Source organism: Krasilnikovia sp. MM14-A1259 (assembly GCF_047159535.1).
Taxonomy (GTDB): domain Bacteria; phylum Actinomycetota; class Actinomycetes; order Mycobacteriales; family Micromonosporaceae; genus Actinoplanes.
In genome coordinates, this window is the sequence record NZ_BAAGAJ010000002.1 from 2,584,994 (window position 1) to 2,603,777 (window position 18,784).

The 18,784-nt window shown below is 71.6% G+C and carries 17 protein-coding genes; 11 read left to right on the forward strand and 6 right to left on the reverse strand.

Going from position 1 to position 18,784, the window contains the following annotated elements; all coding sequences use genetic code 11:
- Positions 1-139 precede the first annotated feature (139 nt).
- From ACMCNK_RS11405 to ACMCNK_RS11415, 3 genes are all read left to right on the forward strand, one after another.
- Positions 140-571, forward strand: coding sequence for a hypothetical protein (locus tag ACMCNK_RS11405; RefSeq protein ID WP_412736364.1), 432 nt, complete (start codon positions 140-142; stop codon positions 569-571).
- Positions 562-1,857: a D-alanyl-D-alanine carboxypeptidase family protein gene (locus ACMCNK_RS11410; RefSeq protein ID WP_412736365.1), complete on the forward strand. Its 1,296-nt coding sequence runs from the start codon at positions 562-564 to the stop codon at positions 1,855-1,857. The genes ACMCNK_RS11405 and ACMCNK_RS11410 overlap by 10 nt, the downstream gene beginning before the upstream one ends.
- Before the next feature lie 430 nt (positions 1,858-2,287).
- Positions 2,288-3,202 (forward strand): sigma-70 family RNA polymerase sigma factor, encoded by a 915-nt coding sequence (locus ACMCNK_RS11415; protein WP_412736366.1) that lies wholly within the window; start codon positions 2,288-2,290, stop codon positions 3,200-3,202.
- Positions 3,203-3,267: 65 nt separating this feature from the next.
- On the opposite strand, the gene ACMCNK_RS11420 is transcribed toward ACMCNK_RS11415, so the two are convergent.
- From ACMCNK_RS11420 to ACMCNK_RS11430, 3 genes are all read right to left on the reverse strand, one after another.
- Positions 3,268-5,628, reverse strand: coding sequence for a HelD family protein (locus ACMCNK_RS11420; RefSeq protein ID WP_412736367.1), 2,361 nt, complete (start codon positions 5,626-5,628; stop codon positions 3,268-3,270).
- 224 nt (positions 5,629-5,852) lie between these two features.
- On the reverse strand, positions 5,853-6,701 hold the full coding sequence (locus ACMCNK_RS11425) for a sigma-70 family RNA polymerase sigma factor (RefSeq protein WP_412736368.1): 849 nt from the start codon (positions 6,699-6,701) through the stop codon (positions 5,853-5,855).
- A 223-nt stretch (positions 6,702-6,924) separates the two neighbouring features.
- Entirely contained in the window at positions 6,925-7,575 is a 651-nt protein-coding gene (locus tag ACMCNK_RS11430) for a hypothetical protein (protein ID WP_412736369.1), read from the reverse strand.
- A 17-nt stretch (positions 7,576-7,592) separates the two neighbouring features.
- Between ACMCNK_RS11430 and ACMCNK_RS11435 the strand changes: the two genes are divergently transcribed.
- A complete protein-coding gene (locus tag ACMCNK_RS11435) occupies positions 7,593-7,787 on the forward strand; it encodes a hypothetical protein (protein WP_412736370.1) in 195 nt (64 codons plus the stop codon).
- 3 nt (positions 7,788-7,790) lie between these two features.
- Here ACMCNK_RS11435 and ACMCNK_RS11440 read toward each other — a convergent pair whose 3' ends face one another.
- From ACMCNK_RS11440 to ACMCNK_RS11450, 3 genes are all read right to left on the reverse strand, one after another.
- Positions 7,791-8,831, reverse strand: a complete 1,041-nt coding sequence (locus tag ACMCNK_RS11440; RefSeq protein WP_412736371.1) for an App1 family protein — start codon at positions 8,829-8,831, stop codon at positions 7,791-7,793.
- A gap of 144 nt (positions 8,832-8,975) precedes the next feature.
- Positions 8,976-9,728, reverse strand: a complete 753-nt coding sequence (locus tag ACMCNK_RS11445; protein WP_412736372.1) for a hypothetical protein — start codon at positions 9,726-9,728, stop codon at positions 8,976-8,978.
- A 185-nt stretch (positions 9,729-9,913) separates the two neighbouring features.
- The gene (locus ACMCNK_RS11450; protein ID WP_412736373.1) at positions 9,914-10,489 is read right to left on the reverse strand and encodes a hypothetical protein; all 576 of its coding nucleotides are present in this window, start codon (positions 10,487-10,489) and stop codon (positions 9,914-9,916) included.
- A gap of 111 nt (positions 10,490-10,600) precedes the next feature.
- Here ACMCNK_RS11450 and ACMCNK_RS11455 point away from each other — a divergent pair, with 111 nt between their 5' ends.
- From ACMCNK_RS11455 to ACMCNK_RS11485, 7 genes are all read left to right on the forward strand, one after another.
- Positions 10,601-11,440: an NAD-dependent protein deacetylase gene (locus ACMCNK_RS11455; protein WP_412736374.1), complete on the forward strand. Its 840-nt coding sequence runs from the start codon at positions 10,601-10,603 to the stop codon at positions 11,438-11,440.
- Between the two features lie 207 nt (positions 11,441-11,647).
- A complete protein-coding gene (locus ACMCNK_RS11460) occupies positions 11,648-12,667 on the forward strand; it encodes a LacI family DNA-binding transcriptional regulator (RefSeq protein ID WP_412736375.1) in 1,020 nt (339 codons plus the stop codon).
- Positions 12,668-12,822: 155 nt separating this feature from the next.
- Positions 12,823-14,505, forward strand: coding sequence for an ABC transporter substrate-binding protein (locus ACMCNK_RS11465; RefSeq protein ID WP_412736376.1), 1,683 nt, complete (start codon positions 12,823-12,825; stop codon positions 14,503-14,505).
- Positions 14,506-14,641: 136 nt separating this feature from the next.
- Complete coding sequence (locus ACMCNK_RS11470; RefSeq protein WP_412736377.1) at positions 14,642-15,730, forward strand: ABC transporter ATP-binding protein; 1,089 nt, start codon at positions 14,642-14,644, stop codon at positions 15,728-15,730.
- A complete protein-coding gene (locus ACMCNK_RS11475; protein ID WP_412736378.1) occupies positions 15,727-16,707 on the forward strand; it encodes an ABC transporter permease in 981 nt (326 codons plus the stop codon). Before ACMCNK_RS11470 ends, ACMCNK_RS11475 begins: the two co-directional genes overlap by 4 nt.
- Positions 16,708-16,709: 2 nt before the next feature.
- Positions 16,710-17,750, forward strand: a complete 1,041-nt coding sequence (locus tag ACMCNK_RS11480; protein ID WP_412736379.1) for an ABC transporter permease — start codon at positions 16,710-16,712, stop codon at positions 17,748-17,750.
- Entirely contained in the window at positions 17,747-18,742 is a 996-nt protein-coding gene (locus tag ACMCNK_RS11485) for an ABC transporter ATP-binding protein (protein WP_412736380.1), read from the forward strand. Before ACMCNK_RS11480 ends, ACMCNK_RS11485 begins: the two co-directional genes overlap by 4 nt.
- Positions 18,743-18,784: the final 42 nt, after the last annotated feature.

The following is an 18,784-nucleotide window of genomic DNA, read 5'->3' on the forward strand; positions in this document are numbered from 1 at the left end:
GATTCTCCCGGCCCATTTCCGAGCCATGGTTTTGCGAAATGGTGCACTGCCATTCACACCAATCGGCGGCCGCGCGGGATCGACCGTCTTCGCAAACCCGGGTGGCTGAGGGCACCACGCAGAGGTTAGGGTCGTCGCCATGAACGACGAGCGGGCCGCCTGGCGGGAGCAGCGCCGGCGGGCCGTAGCGGGGCAAGCCGCCGCACTCGAGGCGGACCGGGCCACCGAGGTGGCCCAGGCGACGTCCCTGCTCACCGACTTCGTGCGGCGGGCCGCCGAGCGGGGCCTTCCGCCCGCCACGTTGGCCGCCCGATCGTTCGACGGCCGCGCGACGTACCGGACGCGGCTGCGCGGCTGGTATCTGAAGGCGAACCGGTCGATCGCCGTCGGCGAGGACGGGCAGTACTACGTGCTCACCGTCGCCTCGTCGCTGCGCGCCCGGTTCACCGGCGCCGAGCCCGTGTCCAGCCCGCCCCGCCTGGTGGTCGGCGCGGGCGGTGGCGACGGGGAGACCATGCCGCTGGCCCGACTCCTGGAACGCCGCCTCGACGCGGGGGTCGTATGGCCGTGACGCGCGCCCTTCGACCCCGGTGGCGAAGCGCGGTGGCGGTCGCGGCTGTCGCCGTGCTCGCGGCGCCGATCGGGCCTGCCGCCATCGCCGCCCCGCCGCATCAGGCGCGGGCCGCCGCGGCCCCGGCGGCCGTGCCGTGCCCCAAGCCCCCGGTCAAGCCGCCGCCCGGGCGCCCGGCCCGCCCGGTGCCGCCCCCGAACGACCCCGCGATGCGTGCGGTCGGCGGCGCCGCGCTGGACACCGACGGCCTGGTCGTGCCGGACGGCTCACCGCGGCCGCCCGCCCTGACCGCGACGAGCTGGCTGGTCGCCGACCTGGACACCGGCGAGGTGCTGGGCGCCTGCGGCCCGCACGTGTACGGCACCCCGGCCAGCGTGCAGAAGCTGCTGCTGGCCGCGACCGTGCTCCCGAAACTGGATCCGAAGCGGACCGTGACGGTCACCGACGAGGACGTGGCGATCGAGCCGGGCAGCTCCGCGGTCGGTCTCGTGCGCGACGGCAAGTACCCGGTGTCCACGCTGTGGCTCGGATTGCTGCTCAACTCCGGCAACGACGCGGCGAACGCACTGGCCCGTACGGGCGGCGGGGACGGCGGGGTCGCCGCGACCGTGGCCGCGATGAACGCGGAGGCCAAGCACCTGGGTGCAAACCAGACACACGCGGTCACCCCGTCCGGCCTCGACGGCCCGGGCCAGTTCACCAGCGCGTACGACCTGGCGCTGATCGCCCGGGTGTGCTTCGGCCTGCCGGACTTCCGCCGGTACACGCTCACCCGCAGCGCTCAGATGCCCGCCCAGAAGGCCCTGAAGAAGGGCGGGTTCCAGATCCAGAACGAGAACCGCCTGATCTTCAACTACCCGGGCGCGCTCGGCGGGAAGACCGGCTTCACCCAGCTCGCCCGGCACAGCTACGTCGGCGCCGCCGAGCGCGGCGGGCGCCGCCTGGTCGCCACGCTGCTCGGCGCCGAGGCCGCGCCGCTGCGCGGATGGCAGCAGGGTGCGGCGCTGCTCGACTGGGGCTTCTCGGTGCCGCGCGGCACGTCGGTCGGCAAGCTGGTCGGCCCCCAGGACGAGCACACCGAGGCGGCCGGGGACACCTCCGCCCCGGCGGCGAAACAGCGGCAGGCGTCGGCCCGCCCCGCTGCGCCGGGAGGCCTGTCGCTGGGTGCCGCCGCGGCGGTCGCGGTGGTTCTCGCCGCCACCCCGCTGCTGCTCCTGCTCACCCAGCGTCGCCGCCGGTTGCGCCGTCGGCGGGCCCGGCGGACCCGCATCTACCCCGCGAGCTGACCGGGCCGCGCGCCTAGGCATAGCGACACCCGCCACAGCGGCCGGCAAACCTCAACCGGGTTCGCTCAGCGCCGATTCAATCATCGGCGCCGCCGAACCCCCACGGCGGCGCCCCCAGGACCAGGCGCGCCAATCCCCGTCGCGCCCCCACCGCGGGTAACCCAAGGACCGCGGATCATCACGGTACGTAACTCCTCGCGCGCCCTTTCGCGCCCCTGTCCCCCGGCTTCGCCGGGCGCGACGTGCTGCCGCGATCGGCCGTCCCCGAGCCGGTGCCCGGAGGCGTGCAGGCGGATCCGAGTAGTCCCGGCGGAAACAACCCGGCGGCAACTCTCCGCAACCGGAACGCGTACCCGGAATCACAGACAGTTTCCCCTGTCAGCCGGCATGCCCATCGCCCGGGCCGCCGACCACACACGGGGGAAACGACATGACCAGCACCGACCCGACTGCTGCCGACCTCGACGACGACACCGCCGGTGGTGTGACCGTCCTGTCCGCCCGCGAACAGGAAGACCTCGTCCGCCAGCACATGCCGCTCGTCGGCCACCTCGTCCGCGACATGCTCAGCCGCATCCCTAATCACGTGCACCGCGACGACCTCACGAGTGCGGGGCTGCACGCCCTCGTGAAGGCGACGCGGAGTTGGGACCCGGACCGCGGCATCCCGTTCCACCGCTTCGCGACCACGCGTATCCGCGGCGCGATCCTCGACGAGCTGCGCTCGCTGGACTGGGCCACCCGGTCCGTACGGACGAAGGCGCGCGCCACGGACACGACCCGGCAGCGGCTGACGACCGCACTGGGCCGTACGCCGACCAACGAGGAACTGGCCCAGGCGCTCGGCACCACCACGAGTGAGCTGCACCAGACCGACACGGACGTGCAGCGCGCGACCGTGCTGTCGCTGCAGAACTTCACCAGTTCCAGCGCGGACGACCTGGTCACCGAGCCCGCTCCGGGACCGGAGGACATGCTGCTGCGCCGCGAGCAGATCGGCTATCTGCACCACGCGATCGCCTCGCTGCCCGACCGGCTGCAGACCGTGATCACGGAGTATTTCCTGAACGAGCGGCCGATGGCCGAGATCGCGGCAGACCTGGGTGTCACCGAGAGCCGGATCAGCCAGCTGCGCGCGGAGGCGCTGTCGCTGTTGAAGGACGGCCTCAACACACACCTCGACCCGCACCTGGCGCCCGTGCCGGAGAACCCGGGCAGCATCACGGCCCGCCGCCGTGCCGGGTACTACGCGGCGATCGCCGGCAACACGTCGGTGCACAGCCGGCTGGCGCTGACCAACGCCAACGGCCACACCACGTTCGGCGTCGGCGCGCCCGCAGCCTGACGCGGGTCCACCGCGAATGTTCGATGGGGTTGGCGCTACGGCGCCAACCCCATCGTCGTCTCGTCTCAGGGTTCCAGCGAGGCGAGAACCTTGGGCAGGTCCCTGGTGTGCAGTACGGCCAGGCGCCGGGTCGCCCGGGTCACCGCCACGTAGAGGTCGCTGAGCCCGCGCGGGGACTCCGCCACGATGTCGTCCGGTTCCACCACGAGGACGCTGTCGAATTCCAGGCCCTTCGCCTCCCGTACGGTCATCAGCACGATGTGGTTGCGCAGGTCCGGCTGCTCCCCCACCGCGGCCTCGGGCAGCGCCCCGAGCAGTGCGCGGCCCAGCTCCGCCTCCAGCGCCGCGGGCACCAGTACCCCGAGCCGGCCGTCACCGGCGTCGGCCGCCTCGCGGCGCACCGCTGCGACGAGCTCGTCGGTGAGCGTGCCGGGCAGTACCCGGCTCGCCCACGGCACGATCCCGGCCTCGCGCACCGACCGCGGCGGCTGCAGCGAAGGGTCGATCGCCGACAGCACGTCGGCGGCCACGGCCATCACCTCGGCCGGGGTGCGGTAGTTGACCGTCAGCTCGGTGAGCCGCCAGCGTTGCGCGACGTACGGTTCGAACACCTGGTCCCACGTCGTCGTGCCGGCCAGATCCCCGGTCTGCGCGACGTCACCCACCACGGTCATCGAACGGCTGGGGCAGCGGCGCATCAGCAGGCGCCACGCCATCGGCGACAGCTCCTGCGCCTCGTCGACGATCACGTGCCCGAACACCCAGTCCCGGTCGGCCGCGGCCCGCTCCGCAGCGGTACGCGTGTCCACCTCGGCATAGCGCTCCGCGAAGCCGCTCGCGTCGACCACGTCGACCGCGGACAGGATCTCCTCCTCCTCGTCCTCGAAGTCCAGCGAACGGGACCCCTCAACGATCTCCAGCACGCCCTCGGCGTACTCGATCGCTTCCCGGCGCTGCCGGGCCGCGGCCCGCAGCTTCGCGCTGTCGTCCTCGCCGAGCAGTTCGGCCAGCTCGTCGAGCAGCGGGACGTCGGCCGGGGTCCAGTCGCCGCCGCGTTCGCGCCACAGCAGCGACCGTTCCTCGTCGGTGAGCTGCGGGGCGGCGCAGGCGAGCCGGTCGGCCGAGCCGAGCAGGTCACGCAGCACCCGCCGCGGGGTCAGCACCGGCCAGTACTCGGCCAGCACGGCCTGCAGCTCGGTGTCCTCGCGCAGTTCGCGGCGGGTCTCCGCGAGGTCCGCCTCGTCCAGCAGGTTCTCCCCGCCCAGCGGGTCCGCGCCGATGCGCTCCGCGACCTGCAGGGACAGCGCGTGGATCACCTCGGTCACGAAGATCGACCGGGCGAGGTTGTGCGGGCGGCCCGAAGCGCGGGCGACCGCGCGGGCGTCCTCGCAGACCGCGCGCTCCACACGCAGCGGGAAGCCCTCGTGGTCGACCTCGGCGTGGTCGTGCGGGACGGTCTGACGGTCGGCCACCGCCGCGGCCAGCACGTCGAGCATCCCGAGCCGGCCCTTGAGCGCCGCCGCAGCCGGGTCCTCGGCGGCCCGGGCCCGCACCCCGGGAAACATGTCCCCCAGCGTGGCCAGCAGCACCCCGGTCTCGGCGAGCGACGGCAGCACCTGGGAGATGTAGCGCAGGAACGTGGCGTTGGGCCCGAGGATCAGCACGGCCGTCCGGGTGAGCTGCGCCCGGTACGTGTACAGCAGGTACGCCGCCCGGTGCAGCGCCACCGCGGTCTTGCCCGTACCGGGGCCGCCCTGCACGACCAGCACCCCGGGCAGCGGGGAGCGGATCACCTCGTCCTGCTCGGCCTGGATCGTCTCGACGATGTCGCGCATCCGGCCGGTACGGTTCGCGGTGAGCGCGGACAGCAGCGCCGCCTCGCCGGTCACGTCCTCGCGTCCGCCGACCCCGCCCAGCGCCGGGTCGAGCACCTCGTCGTCGATGCCCAGCAGCTCACGGCCCCGGGTCCGCAGGTGTCGCCGCCGGGTCACGCCGTCCGGCGACACCGCGGTGGCCAGGTAGAACGGGCGGGCGGCCGGTGCCCGCCAGTCGACGAGCAGCGGATCCCGCTCGCGGTCCTCGTCGAACAATCCGATCCGGCCGACGTAGCGCGGATTGTCGGCGGTGAAGTCCAGGCGCCCGAAGCAGAGCCCGTTCTCCACCGAATTCATTTGTGCGAGTTGCTCGGTGTAATGCATGCGGGTGGCATCGCGCTGGGAACGGCCCTGCGGGGTGCCGCCGCTTTCCTGCAGGATCGCCCGCAACCGGCGATCGGCCTGCTCACGCAGCTGGTCGAGGCGGTGATAGAGCCCATCGAGGTACGCCTGCTCCCGCGCGACGTCATCGTTTCGCGCGTCGTCGCGGCTACCGGCGGAGCTTGACAAATCCACTCCTCGTCGTGGTAACATTCCGAAGCCAGCGACCATTCTTTCTGATCTTCGGATGATCCGATCCCCTGGGAAATCCGATCTTTCAGAGAAGACGGTCGCTTTTCTATTGGCATGGAAATGCTCAGACTAGCCGATCCGCCACGACGCGGCACCACCCTCGGGCGGGTAATGGTCGTCTCATCCGCGTACGGTGATCACACCAGCACCAACACGCACGCCCCGACCGGTCGGACCGGTCGGGGCGTTGCGTTCGGAGCGCCTCAGGCGGCGCTCGGGAGGCCGTCCACGCCGGTGACCGCGAGCCGGCTGTGCAACGTGCCCAGCGTCTCGATCTGGTCGTAGTACGCCGCCCGGCGCCGGGCGACGCAACCGTCCTTCTTGGACGCCTGGGCGGCCAGCGCCGGATCCAGGTGGGTGTTCAGGCCGTCGCGCAGCAGCACCAGGGCCTCCGCGCGCAACTGCGACACCCGGGACTCGGTGACGCCCAGCTCCGCGGCGATCTGCGCCATCGGGCGCTCGTCGAAGAAGTAGCCGCTGATGACCGCACGCAGCCGGTCCGGCAGCGCGTCGATCGCGTGCTTCAGGTAGCCCAGGCGCTCGCGGCGCAGCAGCATCTCCTCCGGGCCGGCGCTGGGCTCGGTGACCATGTCCTCGGCGCCCGCAGTCGCGAAACCCTGCAGGCTGAACACGACCGCGCGCTGCACGTCGTCGTCCGCGGCCTCGATGTCCTCCACGGAACAGCCGAGCCGCTCGGCGACCTCCGGCGCGGTGGGCGTACGGCCCAGCTCGGCGGTCAGCTCCTGACGGGCGGCGTCCGTACGGCGGGCCCGCTGGCGTACCGAGCGGCTGGCCCAGTCCAGGCCGCGCAGCTCATCCAGCAGCGCGCCGCGTACGCGGGCTGCGGCGAACCGGGCGAACGGAACACCGCGGCTCTCGTCGAACCCACGGGCCGCCGCGACCAGGGCCGCGTACCCGGCGGAGAGCAGGTCGTCGCGATTGACGTGGGCCGGGACCCGGGCCAGCATCTCGCGGACCAGGTGACCGACGAGCGGCATGTGCGCGCGGACAACGTCCTCGCGGCGGCGATCGACAACAGGTGCACCGCTCATGGGGGATCTCCTCATGTACGGGCCGGGGGCGGGGGATGTGCCCGGCATCGAGGAGAACGTTGCGGGTCGGCGGGTGCAGGACGGTTCGCCGCGGGGTGCGGCGGGGTTGCAGCGAGCGGAGCCTCAGCCACCCGTTCCCGGTGCACGCGAGAAGTGCCATCGGCAGGCGCAGCCGAAAGCGAGGGGCTTTACCCAAAATTGACGATCTGTTGAGGCCGGGCGGTCAGCTCGGGGGAATGGTCACCGCGACCTCGTCGCCCAGCCGGTAACCCGCGCACAGGTCCAGTTCGTCGCCGCTCCAGAAACGGCCCGGGTCGTACCAGTTCGGCTGCCGGCCGCGCGGCAACAGGCCCATCTGCTCGTAGGTCACCGCGACGACCTCGGCGCAGTACGCCGTCTCCAGCGCCGAGTCGGCCTCGGACGGCCGGCGCCACGGCCCGCGCATCTTCGGCACCCGGCCCCGGGCCCAGCGCCAGGCCAGCTGGGTGGTGGACGGGAACGGCGTACCGTCGAGCCGGGCGACGGCCTGCAGCGCCCGGTCCTCCATCACGGTGGTGACCGTCGGGTCGAGCTGGCGCAGCCACGCGCGCTGGCCGTACCGGTTGGCCCAGACGACGACCGCGTCACGCAGGTCGTGCAGTTGCACCCCGCGCTGGAACGTGCCCGACCACAGGTCCGGCAGCGACTTGCCGAGTTCGGCGTGCCACATCAGCGCCGGCATGTCCTCGATGACCAGCGACATGCCGACATGGTTGACCGGGCTGTTGGTCAACGCCTGAATGGCCCGGTCGGGAACGCTGCTGCCCCGGAAGATCCAGATGTCACCCGTACGCGTCAGATCGATGGCCTCGTCGAGGCTGATGGCGGCAACCACGTGTCTATCCTCAGCAGATGCGTTGGTGGAAGGTAGCGGGTCTGGCCGGGCTGGCGGGCGTGGCAGCCACAGGGATCGTGCTGGCCCGGGCGGAACGGCGGCGCCGGGCGTACACCCCGGACGAGATCCGGGAACGGCTGCACACCCGCCTGGCGGAAGCGGGCGAGCCCGGGGCCGGCCACGACGACGAGCCGGCGGCGGACGACCACTGATCGTCAGACAATGTCGGTGTCCCGCAGCAGCGACCAGAGGCCCGCGCCGTCCGGCGCGGTGAACCAGGACTTGCCGCCGGACCCGACCACCTCGGGGTCGCCGGCCGGCCCGGGGATGGCACCGGCCAGCACCGCCTGGGTCGGCGACAGCCGGCGGATCGCCACGGCGACCACATTGTCCGGGAACGCGTGCGCGAACTCGGAGTACAACTCCTGGTCGTGCTGGCCGTCGTCGCCGATGAGCAGCCATTTGATGTGCGGGAACTCGGTGGCCAGCCGGCGCAGCGTGCTGCGCTTGTGGTCCCGGCCGCTGCGGAACCAGCGGTCCGGGGTGGGGCCCCAGTCGGTGAGCAGCAGCGGCCCTGCCGGGTACAGGTGGCGCGACAGGAAACGGGTCAGCGCGGGCGCCACGTTCCACGCGCCGGTGGACAGGTAGACGAACGGGGCACCCGGATGGGTCCGCGACAACCGCTCGTAGAGCACGGCCATGCCAGGCACCGCCATCCGGGCGTGCTCGTCGAGGACGAACGTGTTCCACGCCGCGAGCAGCGGCCGGGGCAGCGCGGTCACCATGACAGTGTCGTCGATGTCCGACACGACACCGAAGCGCACCTGCGGGTCGACCACCCGGATCGGAGCCTCCACCGTGGCCGCGCCCTCGGTGCTGATCCGCACCGAGGCCCAACCGGGCTCCAAGTCACCGGCGAGGCGGCAGTCGACGTACCCGCTGCGGTCCGTCCGGGTCTCGTGCACCTCGTCGCCCACCCGGATCAGTACGGGCGCGTCGTGCACCGGCGAGGTCGTGAAACTGCGCCACCCGCGCACCTTGTCCCGCTGCTTGCGGGCCTCTGCGCCGCGGGTCAGCACGATCCGCGCCATGACCCGGGCCCAGCCGGGGGCGCCGTACCCGGTGTACGCCGTGATGACCGGCTGCCAGCCGCGCTGGCGCAGCCGCCGCTCGACCATCTTGTTGAGCGCGTCCTCGACGCGTGCGGCCCGGTGCAGCCGCTGCACGGGCGCGCCGCCCGACGGCGTCACCGCCACCCCCGCCCCCTTCCGCTCGCGCGGGTCGCGGCCCCGCTGCTGTCGATGTCCCCCGGTGACGGTACCCGGCCCGTTCGACAGCCGTGCCGGAACGGGTCGGGCCGGACGCGATCGAGCGACCGCGCACTCCACTGTGGAGCAGGCTCAGACGGCCACCATCGGGAGCGGTTCGGTGGTGGCCCACTGTTCGGCCCACCACTCGGCGCCGGCGGAGTGCGGGCCCTCCCCGGCCCGTACGCTCGCCGCACACGCCTCGGCCCGCAGGCTGGACAGCGCGGCCGCCGCGCGTTCCGCCTCCTGCCAGGCCTGCTGCTCCCGCTCGACCGCAGCCTGGTATGCGGTCAGCCGGTGCTCACGCACGGCCTGACGCAACACCACTTCCTGCTGGACCGGGTGCAGGCGCGGGTTCCAGCCGCGGTGGGCGAGCACGTCGTTGAGCTGGGCGATGGACAGATCGCGGTTGCGGCAGGCGGCCGTGGCGCTCTGGTGCAGCCACCGCTCCCGGTCGGCGCGTTCGGTGGGCCTGCGGCGGCGCACCAGCAGGGGGTAGGCGGCCGCGGCGACGACCTTCCGCGCGGCCGCGTCCGCGTCGTCGTACGCCGTCCAGGCGGTGTCGAGGTCGTGCCGGGCCTTCTCCCACTCGTCGCGGCAGCGGCGGGCGGTGGCCGCGGCACGCTCGGCCGCCACCGCGATCTCGTCGGCGTACCGCTGGGCGGCGTCGGCGTCCCGCTCGCCCGGGTCCTCGACCGGCGGGTGACCCGCCAGGGCCAGCCGAACGGACAGGCGGCCGGGTAGCGCGAAGGCCACCACGGCGGTGGCCGCGGCGAGCAGCATGGTCAGCCAGATGACGGCGGCCTCCGGGACGGAGATCAGGATGCTGTGCAGGGCAGTTTCCATGATGAACACCTCGGGGGGATTTGCGGTGCATCGAGCGATCTCTGGGCGCGCCGCGCACGGCGCGCGGTGGTGCAGAGCGGGCTCAGGTACGGGCACCGGCGCCACGCCTGTCGCCACGGGGTGAGCGGGAGACGGCCGGGACCTCGGTTCCAGCCGCCCGGGTCGTCACCGGCGCGGGGTGGGATTCAGGCGGGCGGGGCGCGGGAACCGGCCGTCCGCCGGGGCGCGGCGGCGGGTGGCGCCGCGCCGGCCGTGACGATCGGCTTTGCCGCGGCGGCAAGCCGCAGGACGGCACCGGCCGGAACACCGGCGGCCTGCGGATGGCCTGTGGCATCGTGCGCCGCTCGGGCGGTCCCCGACGCCGCCCGGTCCGCGGCGTCGCCGGCCGCGGCCGGCCGGGGGGTCGCCTTGTCGGAGGCGTCGCCGGATGGGGCAGTCCCGGAGGTCACCCTACGGGGGGCGTCACCGACCAGGGCGGTCCCAGAGGTCGCCGCGTCACCGGCCGGGGCAGTCCCGGAGGTCGCCCCGCCGAGCGCGTCACCGGCCAGGGCGGTCCCGGGGGCAGCCTTGTCGGGGGCGGCGCGACCGGCGGATCCGGCCCGGACGTGCAGCGCGGCGGATGCTTCGGCGGCGGGCCCGGGTGCGGCAGCCGCGTCGATGCGCCCGGCGAACGCGAGGGCGAGCAGCGCGAGGCCGGTCACGAACCGCAGCAGCCGCCGCCCGTCCCAGTGACGGGGCAGCAGGCGCGCGACGACGGCCATGGGATCAACGTACCGGGGCCGCCCGGTTCGTGCATCCCTCGCATCCACCGGGGCCTTTCGTCCGGTAGCCGGGCCGGGCGACGGTGGTCTCGTGCGAGGGACCATGAACTGGTGACGGATGCGGATGTGGCGCGGCTGGCCGGGTGGGTCGGTGACGGCGGTGTGGTGGTGCTCAGCGGGGCCGGGCTCTCGACCGACTCGGGGATCCCGGACTACCGCGGGCCGTCGGGGGTGGCGCGGCGGGCGACTCCGATGACATACCAGGAGTTCACCGGCGACCCGGTGGCCCGCCGCCGGTACTGGGCGCGCAGCCATCTCGGCTGGCGCACGGTCGGCGACGCGGGCCCGAACGCGGGTCACCGGGCGGTCGCCCGGTTGCAGGAGCTGGCCGCGGTCGGCGGGATCGTCACACAGAACGTCGACGGCCTGCATCAGGCCGGTGGCGCCCGGGACGTGGTGGAGTTGCACGGCAATCTGGCGTACGTGACGTGCCTGCGCTGCGAGGCGCGCACCTCGCGACACGAGCTGGAGCACCGGCTGACCGCGGCGAACCCGGGGTTCGACCCGGCGGTGCGGACGGTCAACCCGGACGGCGACGTGGCGCTGGACGACGAGGCGCTGGCCGGGTTCGTGGTGGTGGACTGCGACCTGTGCGGCGGGCTGCTCAAGCCGGATGTCGTGTACTTCGGCGAGACCGTGCCGGCCGACCGGGTACGCCGGGCGTTCGACCTGGTGACTGCGGCGCGGACGCTGCTCGTCCTGGGTTCCTCGCTGACCGTGATGTCGGGGCGGCGGTTCGTGTTGCGCGCCGCGAAGGAGGGCATCCGGGTGGCGATCGTCAACCAGGGCGTGACCCGCGGGCAGCCGTACGCAGGGCTGGTGGTGGACGCGCCGCTGGGTGCGGTGCTGCCGGAGCTCGTCCGCCGGGTCGAGGGCCCCACGGCCGCCTGATTGGTCCCTTTTCGCGGCGGAACTTTATTCCTCCCCGAGAGCGCTCTCACCTGGGTTTACCTGCGCAGTTACCGTCTCGAAATCTGAAGAAAGTCATCCATGCGTTGACGTGACACGGCTCACTGCGGTTAACTGCCCGGAACCGCTCCCGAAACCGGTTCCGAATCACCGGGCAACCGGCCGGACACACACACCCGCGGAGGACCAGTGCCGATCACCATCGCCGACGTGGCGGCCCGGGCCAAGGTCAGCAAGACCACGGTCTCCCGGGTGCTCAACGGCAAGGGTGAGCTGGACGAGTCGACCGCGGCCCGGGTGCGCAAGGTGATCGAGGAGCTCGGGTACGTGCCCAGTTCACGCGCCGTCGGCCTGGCCCGCGGCCGGACCCGGGTCGTCGGCATGCTCGTCCCGTCCCTGACCTGGCCGTGGATCGGCCAGGTGCTGCAGGGCGCGGTCGACGTGCTGGAGACCGAGCGCTACGGCCTGCTGCTGTTCACCTGCAACCGCGGCGAGGAGTCCATGCGCCAGTTCAGCGCCCAGGTCTCCGCGAAGAGCTTCGACGGGCTGCTGGTGATCGAGCCCGAGGGCACGCTCGACTACATCGCCACGCTGCACGCCCGCGGCCTGCCGGTCGTGCTCATCGACGACCGCGACCACCAGCCCGGGCAGATCCCCAGCGTGGGCACCACCAACCACACCGGCGCCGGGGCCGCGGCCCGGCACCTGCTGGAGATCGGCCGGCATGCCCCGCTGATCGTCGCCGGCCCGGAACGCTTCGGCTGCACCCAGCAGCGCCTGGAGGGCTTCGCCGCGGTGTACGCCGAGGCCGGCCACCCGATCCCGGCCGAACGCGTGCTGCCCGGCGACTTCACGATCGCGTGCGGGCTGGACGGCGTACGCCGGGCGATCGAGGACGGCATCGACTTCGACGCGATCTTCGCCCACAACGACCTCAGCGCGACCGGCGCGATGCAGGCCGTACTGGACTCCGGCCGCCGCGTCCCGCAGGACGTCGCCGTGGTCGGCTTCGACGACATCCCCATGGCGGCGCACACCCAGCCGCCACTCACCACCGTGCACCAACCGTTGCGCGAGATGGGCGAGGCGGCGGCCCGTACGCTGCTCGCCCACTTCGAGGGCTCACCCCTGCCCAACCGTCCCACCGTGATTCCCGCCACCTTCAAGGTCCGCGCCTCCACCGTGGTCGCACCGACCGCCGCTCCATAACGGCAAGACCGGCCGGACGCTGACGTCCGGCGCCTCACCACCACACCACCACCCGGCGTCATCGCGCATCCCGACCCCGGTCGTGCTCGCGTCGGCGCAGCCCTTCCTCGGGCGACCCCTCCAAACCGCCTTTTCTTACCCCTGAGGAGCATTTGATGCAGCGCAGGACACTGTTCGCGGCTGCCCTGGCGGGCGTGCTCGCCACCGGCGGCATGGCCGCCTGCAGCAACGATTCGCCGAACGCCAACAAGGCGAACGGGCAGGGCGCCACGTTCTTGAGCGTGGGCATGCCGAACGGCCCGCAGACCGAGAACTTCAACCCGTTCCTGTCCACATCAGCCGCTGCGTCGCTCGGTTTCAAGTGGATGATCTACGAGCCGCTGATGATGTGGAACCCGGTGAAGCCGGCCGACCCGTCGAAGCCGTGGCTGGCCACCAGCGCGACGTGGGATCCCGCGTTCAAGAAGGTCGACATCACGGTCCGGGACAACGCCACCTGGTCGGACGGGCAGAAGCTCACCGCGGACGACGTGGCGTTCACGTTCAACCTGATCAAGAGCAACAAGGCGCTGAACACGAACAACACCCCGTACGGCAGCATCACGGTCAAGGACAACGTGGTGACCGTGACGTTCACCAGCTCGATGTTCGTCTACAAGGACAAGTGGCTCGGGCAGACCCCGATCGTGCCCAAGCACATCTGGTCGGGCGTCGCCAAGCCGGACACCGACGTGAACAAGAACCCGATCGGCAGTGGCCCGTACACGGTGAAGTCGTTCACGCCGCAGACGACGACGCTTTCGGTTCGAGAGAGCGGTTACTGGCAGGACCTGCCGAAGGTCAAGGAGCTGCGGTACACGTCGTACACGGACAACAACGCGCAGACCACCGCGCTGAGCTCGGCAGCCTGCGAGTGGAGCTTCGTGTTCATCCCGAACTACAAGACCGTGTTCATCGACAAGGACCCGGCGCACTACAAGGTGTGGGCCCCGGCCGTGCTGGGCATCCACGGCCTGTACATCAACACCGCGAAGAAGCCGTTCGACAACCCGGCGCTGCGCAAGGCGATGAACATGGTCGTCAACCGCGAGGACATCTTCAACCAGGCCGAGGCGGGCTACTTCCACCCCGTGGTCGACAGCGTGACCGGTCTGCCGTCGCCGGCCGGTGACGCGTTCGTCGCGCCGGACTACAAGGGCAAGAACGCCACCGTCGATGTCGAAGGCGCCAAGCAGGTCCTCAGCCAGGCCGGCTTCAAGCTCAACGGCACCACGCTGACCGACCCGAGCGGCAAGCCCGTCGCGATCACCCTGACCGACCCGGCGGGCTGGTCCGACTACCAGACCTCGCTGGAGATCGTGAAGTCCAACCTGGCGCAGATCGGCATCGCGGCCACGGTCGAGAAGGCCAACCAGGACGCGTGGTTCAAGAACGTGGAGGAGGGCAACTTCGACGCCACGTTCCGCTGGACCAACGGCGGTTCGACGCCGTACGACCTGTACCAGACCGTGATGGACGGGTCGCTGCTCAAGCCGGTCGGTACCGCCTCGCCCGCGGGCAACTTCGGCCGCTTCAACAGCCCCGAGGCCACCGCCGCACTGAAGGCGTACGCCACCGCCGCTGACGAGGCGAGCCGCACCACCGCGCTCAACACGCTGCAGAAGGTGTTCGTGGAGCAGACGCCGATGATCCCGGCCGGCGCGGACAACGTGGGTGCCGCGTACAGCACGAAGAACTGGGTCGGCTGGCCCGACGACACCGACGCGTACGGTGCCGGGCAGCCCACCCAGGCCAACGCGCTGGACGTCGTCCTGCACCTCAAGCCCGCCAACTCCTGATCCGCATCCCGCTTCCCCGGGCGGCCACACCGCCGCCCGGGGAGGCGGACCCCGGCATGACCGAGCGCACCGAGCGAAGCGAGGGCCACGAGGGCATGCCCATCGAGCAGAGCTTCCCTCAGACAGGAACCCCGGCATGACGTTGAGCCATGACGCGCAGGCCCCGGCCGGCGAGGTGGTGCTGGAGGCCGTCGGCCTGACCAAGCACTTCCCCGTCCGGGCACCGCTGCGCACTCTCTTCAGCAGAAAGCGCGACGCGGTGCACGCCGTCGACGACGTACACCTGACACTGCGCCGGGGCCGGGTCACCGCCCTGGTCGGCGAGTCCGGCTCCGGCAAGTCCACCGTGGCCCGCCTGCTGGCCCAGCTCTACCCGCGCACCGGCGGCGACATCCAACTGCACGGCGTGACCACCACGGTCAAGGGTGGCCGACGATTCCGCGAGTACGCCCGCCGCGTTCAGATGATCTTCCAGGATCCGTTCGCGTCGCTGAACCCGGTGCACACGATCCGGTATCACCTGACCCGGTCGCTGCGAATCCACGGCAACGCGGGCCGCACCCCGCAGGACCTCGAGGTCGCGCTCGCGGACCTGCTCACCCGGGTGTCAATGACCCCGCCCGAACGGTATCTGGACAAGTTCCCGCACGAGCTGTCCGGCGGGCAGCGCCAGCGGGTCGCGATCGCCCGGGCGCTGGGCGCGAACCCGGAGGCGCTGCTGGCCGACGAGCCGGTGTCCATGCTGGACGTCTCGATCCGCCTCGGGGTGCTGAACCTGCTGCGCGACCTCAAGGAACGGTTCAACCTCGCGATCCTGTACATCACGCATGACATCGCCTCGGCCCGCTACTTCGCGGACGAGACCATGGTCATGTACGCGGGCCGGATGGTGGAGGGCGGCGACAGCGAAACCGTCACGCAGTCGCCCGCGCACCCGTACACCCGGCTGCTGATCGACTCGGCGCCCGACCCGGACCGGCTGACCGGCCTGGTCGACGCGGACGCCGCGGACCGCGGCAACGGGGAGCCGCCGAGCCTGATCCGGCCGCCGTCGGGCTGCCGTTTCCACCCGCGCTGCCCGCACGCCATGCCGCGCTGCTCGGCCGAGATGCCGGTCCCGCTGCCGATCGGCGACCGGCCCGGCCACTGGGCTGCCTGCTGGTTGTACGACGAGGCGAGCCTCGCCACCACCGCCGCGTCGACCGGGCGGGAGGAGCTGTCGTGAAGTATTTCCTGCAACGCCTCGCGTTCTACGCGTTCACCGCGTGGGCCGCCATCACGATCAACTTCTTCATCCCCCGGATGATCCCCGGTGACCCGGTCAAGTCGCTGATGGCCCGATTCCAGGGCGAGATGAACTCCGACGCGATCCAATCGCTGTACGTGCTGTTCGGCATCGACAAGAACGCCAGCCTGTGGAGCCAGTACGTCGACTACTGGCGGCAACTGTTCCACGGCGACCTGGGCCTGTCATTCAGTGCCTTCCCCTCGCCGGTCTCCGAGGTCATCGCGCAGGCGCTGCCCTGGACGGTCGCGCTGGTGGGCATCACCACGGTCGTCAGCTTCTTCCTCGGCACCGGGCTGGGCGTGGTGGCCGGGTGGCGGCGCGGCTCCTGGGTGGACGGTCTGCTGCCGGCGACGACGTTCCTCTCCTCGATCCCGTACTTCTGGCTGGGCCTGCTGGCGATCTACCTGCTCGCCGGGCCGGACAGCTTCTTCCCGGCCTCCGGCGGCTACGACCCGGGCCTGGTGCCTGCGTGGGACCAGTACTTCATCCCGAGCGCCATCCGGCACAGCCTGCTGCCCGCGCTGACCATCCTGATCTCCTCGGTCAGCGGCTGGATCCTCAGCATGCGCAACATGATGGTGACCGTGTCCGCCGAGGACTACATCACCGTGGCGCACGCCAAGGGCCTGCGGGAACGACGGGTCGCGTTGAGCTACGCCGCGCGCAACGCTCTGCTGCCCAACGTCTCCGGCTTCGCGCTCGCACTGGGCTTCATCGTCGGCGGCACCCTGCTGGTGGAGATCGTCTTCTCCTATCCGGGGCTGGGCTTCCTGCTGTTCCGGGCGGTGGGCGCCAAGGACTACCCGCTGATGCAGGGCATCTTCCTGGTGATCACGATCTCGGTGCTGCTGGCCAACCTGCTGGCCGACGTCGCGTACCTGCTGCTCGACCCGCGTACCCGTAAGGAGGGCTGACCATGACGCTCCCCGCCTCCAGCATCGAGCAGGAGATTCCCGGCCAGGGCGTGGTCGCCCAGCCCGCGGAGCCCCAGCCGACCAAGGCGAAACGACAGCGGTTCCGGTTCGTGGCCAACGCCAAGGCGATGACCGGCCTGATCGTGCTCGGGATCTACATCCTGTTCGCGATCATCGGGTCGTGGGTCGCGCCGTACGATCCGGACGCGCGCAGCAACGCCATCGTGCAGCCGCCGTCCGCCGAGCACTGGTTCGGCACCACCCACCTGGGCCAGGACGTACTCAGCCAGATCCTGGTGGGCACCCGCGGCGTGATGGTGGTCGGCCTCACCGCCGGGGTCGTCGCGACGGTCCTGTCCGTGCTGGTCGGCGTGACCGCCGGCTACCTCGGCGGCGCGTGGGACGAGACGCTGTCCGCGCTGTCCAACGTGTTCCTGGTGATCCCGGCGCTGCCGCTGATCATCATCGTGGCCTCGACGCTCAACAACGCCGGCTCGACGATCGTCGCGCTCGTCATCGGTTTCACGTCGTGGGCGTGGGGGGCACGCGTGCTGCGCGCCCAGACCCTGTCGTTGCGCCGCCGCGACTACGTGGAGGCGGCCCGCGCCACCGGCGAGAAGACCTGGCGGATCATCCTGTTCGAGATCCTGCCCAACCTCACCGCGATCATCGCCTCCAGCTTCGTCGGCACGGTCATCTTCGCGGTCACCTCCGAGATCACCCTGGCGTTCATCGGCGTCGGCAGCATCTCCAACTGGAACTGGGGCGAGATCCTGTTCTGGGCGCAGAGCCAGCAGGCCCTCGCGCAGGGCGCCTGGTGGTGGTTCGTGCCCGCCGGTCTGGCCATCGCGTTCCTCGGCACCGCACTGTCACTGATCAACTTCGGGATCGACGAATTCGTCAGCCCCCGGCTGCGCAGCGCGGGCAAGACCAAAGTCAAGACCGCGTCCGGCCACACCGTACGGATGCGGGTCGGTTTCACCCCGGTGCTGGGGACCGGCTCCCCGAAGATCCCGGCGCAGCGAAAGGAGGCCGCACGATGAGCGAGCCCGTCCTCGAGATCCGCAACCTCGACGTGGACTACGGCCTCGGCGACGCGGCGGTGCAGGCCGTCCGCGACGTCAGCCTCACGCTGCACCGCGGCGAGGTGCTCGGCCTGGCCGGGGAGAGCGGCAGCGGCAAATCCACGCTCGCGTACGGCCTGACCCGGCTGCTGCCCCCGCCGGGGGTGATCAGCGGCGGCCAGGTGATCTACCACCCGGAGGGCGGCGAACCGTACGACGTGCTGCGGCTGTCCGACCGCGAACTGCGGGCGTTCCGGTGGGCCGAGACCGCGATCGTGTTCCAGGGGGCGATGAACTCGCTCAACCCCGTACACAAGATCTCGACCCAGATGGACGACGTGCTGCGCGCACACGAGCCCGGGATGAGCGCGCACAGCCGGGCCGCCCGCGCCCGCGAGATGCTCAAACTGGTCGGCATCGCCGCGGACCGGATGGACGCCTACCCCCACCAGCTCTCCGGCGGCATGCGGCAGCGCGTCATGATCGGCATGGCGCTGATCCTGCAGCCGCAGGTCGTCATCATGGACGAGCCCACCACCGCGCTGGACGTGGTGATGCAGCGGCAGATCCTCGGCCAGATCATCGAGCTGCGCGAACGGCTCGGCTTCTCGGTCATCTTCATCACCCACGACCTGTCGCTGCTGGTCGAGTTCTCCAACCGGATCGCCATCATGTACGGCGGCCGGATCGTGGAGGAGGCGCCGGCATCCAGTTTGTACCGCGACTCGCTGCACCCGTACAGCGCCGGGCTGCTCGGCTCGTTCCCGGCGCTGCGCGGGCCGCGCCGGGAACTGTCCGGCATCCCCGGTTCACCGCCGGATCTCAAGGGCATGCCGAGTGGCTGCTCGTTCCACCCGCGCTGCCCGAAAGCGTTCGACCCCTGCGCCCAGCGCATCCCGGTGCTGGGCCGCCCGGACACCCCGGACGGCCCGACCCGCTCGGTTGCGTGCTGGCTGCACCCCGTCGGCTGAGGACTGACCGGTGACCGCACCGCTGCGCGGTCCGATGCTGTC